Raw genomic sequence first — 9,142 nt, 5'->3', positions numbered from 1 at the left:
GGGTTTTTTCCGTCGCCGCGTCTCGGAAATTCTTTCAGCGGATCCGAGCATCCAGGTTGTCGGCACGGCAACCAACGGTAAAGAGGCGATCGATCAGGCCATGGCGCTCAAGCCTGACGTGATCACCATGGACTACGAGATGCCAATGATGGACGGCATCACGGCAGTGCGGCACATCATGCAGCGCTGCCCGACCCCGGTGTTGATGTTCTCCTCGCTGACCCACGAAGGCGCCCGGGTAACCCTGGATGCGCTGGACGCTGGCGCGGTGGATTTCCTGCCGAAGAACTTCGAAGACATCTCGCGTAACCCCGAGAAGGTCAAGCAACTGCTGTGCGAAAAGGTGCATAGCATCTCGCGCAGTAATCGTCGTTTCAGTGCTTACAGCGCTCCTGCACCTGTGGCGGCACCTGCTCCTGCACCAACGCCGGCCCCGGCCGCATCGAGTTTCAGCAACCACAGCAGCCACAGCAGCAGCCATACCAGCAGCGCACCGGTACGCCCGGCGCCTGCTCCGGCACCGACGCGCGCGCCGGCTGCCAGTGCTTCGTCGCCGGCACCGAAACGCAAGGCCTACAAACTGGTCGCCATCGGTACGTCGACGGGTGGCCCTGTCGCCTTGCAGCGAGTGCTGACGCAATTGCCGGCCAACTTCCCGGCGCCGATCGTACTGATCCAGCACATGCCGGCAGCATTCACCAAAGCCTTTGCCGAGCGTCTGGACAAGCTCTGCCGTATCAGCGTCAAGGAAGCCGAGGATGGCGACATCCTGCGTCCTGGTCTGGCGCTGCTGGCACCCGGCGGCAAGCAAATGATGATCGACGGCCGTGGCGCGGTGAAAATCCTCCCGGGCGACGAGCGTCTGAACTACAAGCCGTGCGTAGACATCACCTTCGGCTCGGCAGCCAAATCCTACGGCGACAAAGTTCTGGCGGTCGTACTGACCGGCATGGGCGCGGACGGCCGTGAAGGCGCGCGCCTGCTCAAGCAGGGCGGCAGCTCGGTGTGGGCGCAGGATGAAGCAAGCTGCGTGATCTACGGCATGCCGATGGCCATCGTCAAAGCCGACCTCGCTGACGCGGTCTACGGTCTGGACGACATCGGCAAGCACATCGTCGAGGCGTGTATCTGATGGATGTTCTAAGCCTTATCGGGATCATCATGGCGTTCGTCGCCATCATCGGCGGCAACTACCTGGAAGGTGGTCACCTCGGTGCGCTGGCCAACGGCCCGGCGGCACTGATCGTAATAGGCGGCACCGTCGGTGCCGCGCTGTTGCAATCGCCGATGAGCGCGTTCAAACGCGCGATGCAGATTCTCGCCTGGATCTTCTTTCCGCCACGGGTCGACTTGGCTGGCGGCATCGACCGTGTAGTCAACTGGAGTCTCACCGCGCGTAAGGAAGGCTTGCTCGGCCTGGAAGGGGTGGCTGACGCCGAACCTGACAACTACTCGCGAAAAGGCCTGCAACTGTTGGTCGACGGCGCCGAGCCGGAAGCGATCCGCAGCATCCTCGAAGTGGATTTCTACACCCAGGAAGCGCGTGATATCGAGGCCTCCAAAGTCTTTGAAAGCATGGGTGGCTACGCGCCAACCATCGGCATCATTGGTGCTGTCATGGGCCTGATCCATGTGATGGGCAATCTCGCCGACCCGACGCAACTGGGCAGCGGCATCGCCGTGGCGTTCGTCGCGACCATCTACGGTGTGGCCAGTGCCAACCTGATTCTGCTGCCGGTGGCGGCCAAACTGAAGTCCATCGCGTTGCGGCAGTCGCGTTATCGCGAAATGTTGTTGGAAGGTATTTTGTCGATCGCCGAAGGTGAAAACCCGCGCTCTATCGAGCTGAAGCTTCAGGGCTTCATGGATTGATGGGGGTAATGGACTATGGCTCGTCGCAGGCACCAGGAAGAACACGTTAATCACGAGCGCTGGCTCGTGTCCTACGCCGACTTCATTACGCTGCTGTTCGCTTTCTTCGTGGTGATGTACTCGATTTCGTCGATCAACGAAGGCAAGTACAAGGAAATTTCCGAAGCGCTGGTCGGGGTCTTCACCGACTCCGACCGCGCGCTCAAGCCGATCCCGATTGGCGACGAGCGACCGAAGACCGTGACCCCGGCCAAGCCGCTGGTCAAGGACGCCGAGCAGATTGACGCCGGTATTGCCGGCGCCAGTGATCCGCTGAAAAGCATCGCCGACGACATCAGTGCCGCGTTCGGCGACCTGATCAGCTCCAACCAGATGACTGTGCGCGGCAACGAGTTGTGGGTCGAGATCGAACTCAACTCCAGCCTGTTGTTCGGCAGCGGCGACGCCATGCCGAGCGACATCGCCTTCAACATCATCGACAAGGTTGCCGCGATCCTCAAACCGTTCGACAACCCGATCCACGTCGAAGGTTTTACCGACGACCAACCGATCCGCACCGCGCAGTACCCGACCAATTGGGAGCTGTCCTCGGCGCGCTCGGCGAGCATCGTGCGCATGCTGGCGATGCAGGGCGTAAACCCCGGTCGGCTGGCCTCGGTTGGCTACGGCGAATTCCAGCCGGTCGCGAATAACGCTACTGCCGAAGGCCGGGGAAAAAACCGTCGCGTGGTGTTGGTGGTATCGCGCAATCTGGATGTGCGCCGCAGCCTCACGGGCACCGGAACCGCTCATGCGCAACCGGACGCTGCGCTGAAGCGCGCTGGCACACAAACTGCACCGACCCCGGTCAAGACGCCGGGACGCGAGAGTGCCGTCAATTCTCCGTCACCCGCATTAATACGCTGAGCCATGTCTCGGCCGAGCATCTCGGTCGGGAGGAACGAACTGAATGAGAGTCTGGGCAGTCGCCAATCAAAAGGGTGGGGTCGGTAAAACCACCTCTTCCATCGCTTTAGCCGGATTGCTGGCAGAGGCGGGCAAGCGCGTGGTCGTGGTCGATCTCGACCCGCACGGCTCGATGACCAGCTATTTCGGCTATGACCCCGACAGTTTGGAACACAGCAACTACGACCTGTTCCTGCACAAGGGCAGCGTGCCGCAGGGCTTGCCCGGGCAGTTGCTGCTGTCGACCAGTGACGAACGCATTTCCCTGCTGCCATCGAGCACAGCACTGGCGACGCTCGAGCGTCAGTCGCCGGGGCAAAGTGGCCTGGGTCTGGTGATCGCCAAGAGTCTGGCGCAACTGTGGCAGGACTTTGATTACGCGGTCATCGACAGCCCGCCGTTGCTCGGCGTGCTGATGGTCAACGCCCTCGCGGCGAGCCAGCAACTGGTGATCCCGGTGCAGACCGAACACCTGGCCGTCAAAGGCCTTGAGCGCATGGTCAACACGCTGGCGATGATCAACCGTTCGCGCAAACAGGCGCTGCCGTTCAGCATCGTGCCGACGTTGTTCGACCGCCGTACTCAAGCGTCGATGAGCACCTTGCGCGTGCTGCGCGACAAATATCCCGACGATATCTGGCAGGGTTACATCCCGGTCGATACGCGTTTGCGCGACGCCAGCCGAGCGGGCGTCACGCCTTCGCAATTCGACGGCAAGAGCCGTGGCGTGCTGGCTTACCGCGCGCTGCTCAAGCACCTGTTGGCGCAACAACTTGTTCCGCAGGTGGCTTGAAGATGAATCGGCCGATCAAGCTGACATCCAAGCCGCAGATGGCTTTGCAGTCGTATCTGGACAGTTTGCTGGAAGAGATTCCCGACGAGTTGCCGGCGCAGGTTGCCGCCCAGCCTGAGGTGATTGAAAACGCCGAAGCGCTGGATGAGTTCCAGGCGGCGGTGCTTGAAGAGCAGGCGCGCGATGCCGAGAAAGCGGCAAGACCTGTTGCTCCGATTGCAGCGCCGGCAGCGGTGGCCAAGGCGCCGGTGGTGTTGCTCGAAACGGCTGAGCCTGTGCGCGTGGTTTCGACTCTCGCGCCGCTGCTGCAAACGCAGTTGCTGCAAGCTGCGCCAGAACCCGTCGAACCGACGCCGGAGCCACAGCTGGAGGCAGCAGCGCCCGAGCCAATAGATCCTGTGCAGACGCTCGTTCCGCCGCTGGTGGAAGTGCATCTGCCACCAAGCAACACACCGCCGCCGGTCGACACCGACGGCCGTCCGGCCTGGGCCTCCGACGCCTTCGAATGCCTGCTGTTCGATGTCGCCGGATTGACCCTGGCCGTGCCACTGGTGTGCCTGGGATCGATCTACTCGCTGGCCGGCCACGAGCTGACGCCGCTGTTCGGTCAGCCGGAATGGTTCCTCGGGATTCTGCCTAGCCAGGCCGGCAACCTGAAAGTCTTGGACACCGCGCGCTGGGTCATGCCGGATCGCTATCGCGATGACTTCCGTCAGGGCTTGCAGTACGTGATTTCGGTACAAGGTTACGAATGGGGTCTGGCGGTGCATCAAGTCAGTCGTTCGTTGCGTCTTGATCCGAATGAAATCAAATGGAGAAGTCACCGGGGTCAGCGGCCATGGCTCGCCGGCACCGTGATTGAACACATGTGCGCCTTGCTCGATGTCGCAGCTCTCGCCGAGTTGATCGCCAGCGGCGGGGCAAAGCACATGCCCGGCAGTAAGCCGAACCACACACCGACATAACGCTTACATAACAGACAAGCACCGGCATACGTATGGCGGGGCACAGAACATACACCGCTAGGGCGGTACTTCGAGGGGCTAGGGTATGAACGACAAGGCGACGGCGGCAAAGGGTTCTGAAGATCCGATCCTGCAATGGGTAACCTTCAAGCTGGACAACGAAACCTACGGCATCAACGTGATGCGCGTTCAGGAAGTGCTGCGCTACACCGAGATCGCTCCGGTACCGGGCGCGCCAAGCTACGTGCTGGGCATCATCAACCTGCGCGGTAACGTGGTCACCGTGATCGACACCCGTCAGCGCTTCGGCCTGAGCACCGGTGAGATCAGCGACAACACCCGTATCGTCATCATCGAAGCCGACAAGCAAGTCGTCGGTATCATGGTCGACAGCGTGGCCGAAGTGGTTTACCTGCGTCAGTCGGAAATCGAAACCGCACCGAACGTTGGTAACGAAGAGTCGGCCAAGTTCATCCGGGGCGTGTGCAACAAGAACAACGAGTTGCTGATCCTGGTCGAGCTGGACAAGATGATGAGCGAAGAAGAGTGGTCGGACCTGGAGAACATCTGATTGATTCTCGAGGTTGCGGTCATTGTCCTGTTCCTCTTCTGGGCAGGCACGCTGGCAATGTTTCTGGCGTACATCAAGGCGCAGCGGGTGATCGCTGCGCAACAGGCCGAGGGCGATGCGCTGCGTGATCAGCGCATCAAGGATCTGGCCAAGCGCGTTGACGATTATCAGAACGGTAATGTGCGCATGGGCGAAGCCCTGCACGAACTGCGCGCGGTAGTCGGTCCGTTACCGGACAAAATCGTTCAGCTTGAACAGCGCGATCCATCCAGCCTGTCGTTCGCCCAGGCGGCGAAACTGGTGGGCATGGGCGCAAGCGTTGATGAACTGACTCAATCCTGCGGCTTGACCCAGGCTGAGGCGGAGTTGATGCGTAAGCTCCACAAGGGCTGATTTTTGGGCTCAGGCTGATGGCCTATTCGCGAGCAAGCTCGCTCCCACATTAATCGGTGTACGCCGTACCAATGTAGGAGCGAGCTTGCTCGCGAAGGCGTTTTTGAAACCTCAGTAATCATCCCCGCGCTCAGTAACATCCTTCTCGAACATCGGCGCATCCGGGTCGTGTCCCTCGGGGAATTTCCCCTTCAGATTCCACGCAAACGCGATGATCTCGGCGATGGTGCGGTACAGCTCTTCGGGAATGCTGTCGCCCAATTCCATTCGCGCCAACAGCCGTACCAGCTCGGCGTTCTCGTAGATCGGCACTTCACAGTCGCGGGCGATCCGCAGGATTTCTTCGGCCAGTTCTTCGTCACCCTTGGCGGTGAGCGTCGGGGCGTGGTTGCCGTCGTATTTGAGGGCGATGGCCTGGCGTGGAGCGGTGGCGTCATTCATGCGGTTTCATCAACCCAGCGGTGGTCGAGACGGGTTTGATTGCCTTGTGGCGGGGTGCCGTGGTGGCAGTCGATGTCGCCGACGTTCAGTCCGCGATCCAGCAGGCGCTGGCGCAGTGCGAACAGATTGTTTTCGATCAGCTCGGCGGTGTACGGCCGTTCGGCCCACAACTGGCTCGACAAGCTGCCGGCGATCAACTGCGCCTGAATCTGCATCGGCCCGAGCGGTTCCATGTCGAACGCCAGATCGACGCGCCACAGTTGCTGCTTGGGCTCATTTTCGTTGCGGCGCTCGTTCGGTTGCGGTTCTTTTTCCGGCGCTTCTTCGCGCTGGAACTTGACCTGCAACGGCACGATGTCTTGCAGATTGCGCATGGGAATTTCCAGCTGCCAGGTGCTGAGCAGGCGCCCGTCGTCGGTGACGCCGGTCTGCTCCAGGCTGGACAACTGATGGCTTTGCAGTCGCGAAACGGCGGCGGCAGCGAGGCGCAGCAAATGCTCCAGATCACCTTCGCCATCCTGGCTTTGCAGCAAGCGGTCGGGCAGTGGGAAACTGCTTGGCAGCGGTTTGGCGCTGACTTGGCCGAGCATGCCTAGGGCGTTGCGCACGAAACTTGGCAGCGCTTGCGCCAGCGTGTTGGCGGCAAGGATTGCATTGAAACTGGTGCTGCTCGGCAGGCCCGGTGTCAGTTGCGCGATCAGTTTGAGCAGATCGGCTTTCATGTCCGGCGCCAGCGTCGGGTTTTGTCCGGTCAGCAGTTTGGCTTCGAGAAACATGCCGCTGTTGGCCAAGGCCTGGGCGACGCCTTTGGCGGTGCTCAGTTGCTGCACGCTCGGCAGGCTGGCGAGCAGGCGATCTACCGCAGCGCGTAAATCTGTCGACGTTTGATCGGTATCGGCCGGCAGGTTTTGCAGCGCGTTCAGCAAACCGGTCAAGGAAGCCTGACGACTCTGCTGGCCGACCAGTTGCTGGCTCACCGCCAATTGCTCCTGACGGTTGCTCAGCGGCAGGAATTTCAACGTTTGTGAGTCTTCCACCAACGCCGAGAGCAGGGTGCCGATGCGCAGCGGCTGCGGGCTGTCGATGGTCAATGTGCTGCCGCTCAATGCGGTATTGAGCAGGCTGACCATCGAACGAAACACCGTCGCCTGCCCCGGCGTTTGCGGGAGCACCTGCGAGGTCAGCACTTTGCCTTGCAGCAGGGTGCCCACGGGCAGTTGCGCGGTATCGATGCGGGTGAGGGTGGCGACGCTGCTGGCAATGGCCTGTTGCACGGTAATCGCCAGATTACCCGCAGACGGCTGAGTGATCGCCAGACTGGTGCCTTGCGCCAGCGGTAGATTGCTGGTCGCTTGCACGGTGGTCTGGCGACCGCTGTCCAGCGTTACCTTGAGCAGCAGTTCAAAAGTCTGATCCGCCTGCTTTAGCGACAACACCTCGGCTTTGGCGCTCTGGCCGGCACCGATCAGACCTTCGACCGGTGTCAGCAGCTTGAGTAACTCACCGACCTGCGGGCGAACGGTCGCCGGAGTGGTCGTCGGGAGCGGGAGGATGTTCATTTCGCCTGTCATACGCGGACACAACCTGAGGAAATTGCACTCTTGAGAGTAAGGCACGACATGTATAATGCCGCCCGTCTTGCGCTTCGTTCAAAAAACATAGCAATTGTTTGACGCAGCTCTCTAGATCGAGCCGTCATTGCATTTATGCTGCATCTCTTTAACGGCCGCGCCAGAGCCGACTTGAACCGTATAAGGCCCGTGATCCCTTGACCAGTCCTGTCCTGCAAACCGTTGCCCTCGCGTGTGAACGTGATCTGAGGCTGCTCTTCGAAAACTTCGAATTGCGACTCGTCAGCGGCGATATGGTGCAGATCAGCGGCCCTAACGGCAGCGGTAAAACCAGTCTGCTGCGTTTGCTGGCCGGTCTGATGCAGCCGACCGACGGTCAGGTCCTGCTCAACGGTCAACCATTGACCGAACAGCGCAGTGAACTGGCACGTAATCTGTTGTGGATCGGCCATGCCGCCGGAATCAAAGACCTTCTGACCCCGGAAGAGAATCTTTCCTGGCTGTGCGCCCTGCATCAGCCCGCCGAACGCGATGCAATCTGGCAAGCACTGGCAGCGGTAGGATTGCGCGGATTCGAAGATGTTCCCTGCCACAGTCTTTCTGCCGGTCAGCAACGTCGCGTGGCGCTGGCGCGGCTGTATCTGGACAGCCCGCCACTGTGGATTCTCGATGAGCCATTTACCGCCCTCGACAAGCAGGGCGTGGCGCAACTCGAAGAACATCTGGCCGGGCACTGTGAACGCGGTGGTCTCGTCGTATTGACCACGCACCACACGCTGAGCCGGATGCCTTCGGGTTATCGCGACATCGATTTGGGGAGCTGGGCAGTATGAGCGTGTTCGGCCTGCTGGTTGCCCGTGAGTCCCGACTGCTGTTTCGCCGCCCGGCGGAGCTGGCCAATCCGCTGATTTTCTTTGCCATCGTCATCGCTTTGTTCCCGCTGGCCGTCGGCCCGGAAACTCAAGTGTTGCAAAACCTGTCCCCGGGGTTAGTCTGGGTGGCGGCGCTTTTGTCAGTGCTGCTCTCGCTGGACGGGCTTTTCCGCAGTGATTTCGAAGATGGCTCACTGGAACAGTGGGTCCTTTCGTCGCACCCGCTGCCACTTCTGGTTTTGGCCAAAGTGCTGGCACACTGGCTCTTTTCCGGACTGGCGCTGGTTTTGCTCTCACCCTTGCTGGCGTTGATGCTCGGCTTGCCTGCTGCCTGTCTGCCGGTATTGCTGCTGTCGCTGCTGCTGGGTACCCCGGTGTTGAGCTTGCTCGGCGCAGTGGGCGCGGCGCTAACGGTCGGTTTGAAGCGTGGCGGCCTGTTGCTGGCGCTGCTGATTCTGCCGTTGTACATCCCGGTGTTGATCCTCGGCAGTGGCGCCTTGCAGGCAGCCTTGCAAGGCATGCCGGCGACCGGTTATCTGCTGTGGCTTGGTAGCCTGACCGCCCTGGCGATAACCCTGACACCCTTTGCAATAGCGGCTGGCCTGAAGATCAGCGTCGGCGAATAATAATGAGGTCTGGTTAAAAATTAACCGCTTTTTTTAAGAAAGGCATGACCCAAATGCCAGCTCGCACCGATGAGCGGCACCCGTGATGGAAAC

11 protein-coding genes are annotated in these 9,142 nt (G+C 60.7%); 9 read left to right on the top strand and 2 right to left on the bottom strand.

The window, feature by feature from the left end; translation table 11 throughout:
* The 7 genes from ACIQVE_RS19935 to ACIQVE_RS19905 all read left to right on the top strand — a co-directional run.
* The coding region (locus ACIQVE_RS19935; RefSeq protein WP_402811234.1) for a chemotaxis response regulator protein-glutamate methylesterase at positions 1-1,132 on the top strand (1,132 nt) is incomplete at its 5' end.
* On the top strand, positions 1,132-1,872 hold the full coding sequence (locus ACIQVE_RS19930; RefSeq protein ID WP_402811232.1) for a flagellar motor protein: 741 nt from the start codon (positions 1,132-1,134) through the stop codon (positions 1,870-1,872). The genes ACIQVE_RS19935 and ACIQVE_RS19930, both read left to right, overlap by 1 nt.
* 15 nt (positions 1,873-1,887) lie before the next feature.
* Positions 1,888-2,778: a flagellar motor protein MotD gene (gene motD / locus ACIQVE_RS19925; RefSeq protein ID WP_402811231.1), complete on the top strand. Its 891-nt coding sequence runs from the start codon at positions 1,888-1,890 to the stop codon at positions 2,776-2,778.
* 43 nt (positions 2,779-2,821) lie between these two features.
* Positions 2,822-3,610, top strand: a complete 789-nt coding sequence (locus ACIQVE_RS19920; protein WP_402811229.1) for a ParA family protein — start codon at positions 2,822-2,824, stop codon at positions 3,608-3,610.
* Positions 3,611-3,612: 2 nt separating this feature from the next.
* Positions 3,613-4,575, top strand: a complete 963-nt coding sequence (locus ACIQVE_RS19915) for a CheW domain-containing protein (protein ID WP_402811227.1) — start codon at positions 3,613-3,615, stop codon at positions 4,573-4,575.
* 85 nt (positions 4,576-4,660) lie between these two features.
* Positions 4,661-5,146 (top strand): chemotaxis protein CheW, encoded by a 486-nt coding sequence (locus tag ACIQVE_RS19910; protein WP_402811226.1) that lies wholly within the window; start codon positions 4,661-4,663, stop codon positions 5,144-5,146.
* Positions 5,147-5,539, top strand: coding sequence for a DUF2802 domain-containing protein (locus ACIQVE_RS19905; protein ID WP_402811224.1), 393 nt, complete (start codon positions 5,147-5,149; stop codon positions 5,537-5,539).
* 111 nt (positions 5,540-5,650) lie between these two features.
* On the opposite strand, the gene ACIQVE_RS19900 is transcribed toward ACIQVE_RS19905, so the two are convergent.
* Positions 5,651-5,980, bottom strand: a complete 330-nt coding sequence (locus ACIQVE_RS19900; RefSeq protein ID WP_402811222.1) for an EscU/YscU/HrcU family type III secretion system export apparatus switch protein — start codon at positions 5,978-5,980, stop codon at positions 5,651-5,653.
* A complete protein-coding gene (locus ACIQVE_RS19895; protein WP_402811220.1) occupies positions 5,977-7,551 on the bottom strand; it encodes a flagellar hook-length control protein FliK in 1,575 nt (524 codons plus the stop codon). The genes ACIQVE_RS19900 and ACIQVE_RS19895 overlap by 4 nt, the downstream gene beginning before the upstream one ends.
* Before the next feature lie 197 nt (positions 7,552-7,748).
* Here ACIQVE_RS19895 and ccmA point away from each other — a divergent pair, with 197 nt between their 5' ends.
* Positions 7,749-8,384 carry a cytochrome c biogenesis heme-transporting ATPase CcmA gene (gene ccmA / locus ACIQVE_RS19890; protein ID WP_402811218.1) on the top strand — a complete coding sequence of 212 codons (636 nt, stop codon included), beginning with the start codon at positions 7,749-7,751 and terminating at the stop codon, positions 8,382-8,384.
* The gene (gene ccmB, locus ACIQVE_RS19885; RefSeq protein WP_007919970.1) at positions 8,381-9,049 is read left to right on the top strand and encodes a heme exporter protein CcmB; all 669 of its coding nucleotides are present in this window, start codon (positions 8,381-8,383) and stop codon (positions 9,047-9,049) included. The genes ccmA and ccmB overlap by 4 nt, the downstream gene beginning before the upstream one ends.
* Positions 9,050-9,142: the final 93 nt, after the last annotated feature.

It is taken from the genome of Pseudomonas sp. NPDC098747, from assembly GCF_044760045.1.
Classification (GTDB): domain Bacteria; phylum Pseudomonadota; class Gammaproteobacteria; order Pseudomonadales; family Pseudomonadaceae; genus Aquipseudomonas.
This window is presented reverse-complemented; position numbering and strand designations above follow the sequence as displayed.

Excerpts from the sequence above, each read along its gene's own strand:
- motD (WP_402811231.1), top strand. The coding sequence starts at position 1,888 with ATGGCTCGTCGCAGGCACCAGGAAGAACACGTTAATCACGAGCGCTGG.
- ccmB (WP_007919970.1), top strand. The coding sequence starts at position 8,381 with ATGAGCGTGTTCGGCCTGCTGGTTGCCCGTGAGTCCCGACTGCTGTTT.
- ACIQVE_RS19915 (WP_402811227.1), top strand. The coding sequence starts at position 3,613 with ATGAATCGGCCGATCAAGCTGACATCCAAGCCGCAGATGGCTTTGCAG.
- ACIQVE_RS19920 (WP_402811229.1), top strand. The coding sequence starts at position 2,822 with ATGAGAGTCTGGGCAGTCGCCAATCAAAAGGGTGGGGTCGGTAAAACC.
- ACIQVE_RS19900 (WP_402811222.1), bottom strand. The coding sequence starts at position 5,980 with ATGAATGACGCCACCGCTCCACGCCAGGCCATCGCCCTCAAATACGAC.
- ACIQVE_RS19910 (WP_402811226.1), top strand. The coding sequence starts at position 4,661 with ATGAACGACAAGGCGACGGCGGCAAAGGGTTCTGAAGATCCGATCCTG.
- ACIQVE_RS19930 (WP_402811232.1), top strand. The coding sequence starts at position 1,132 with ATGGATGTTCTAAGCCTTATCGGGATCATCATGGCGTTCGTCGCCATC.
- ACIQVE_RS19895 (WP_402811220.1), bottom strand. The coding sequence starts at position 7,551 with ATGACAGGCGAAATGAACATCCTCCCGCTCCCGACGACCACTCCGGCG.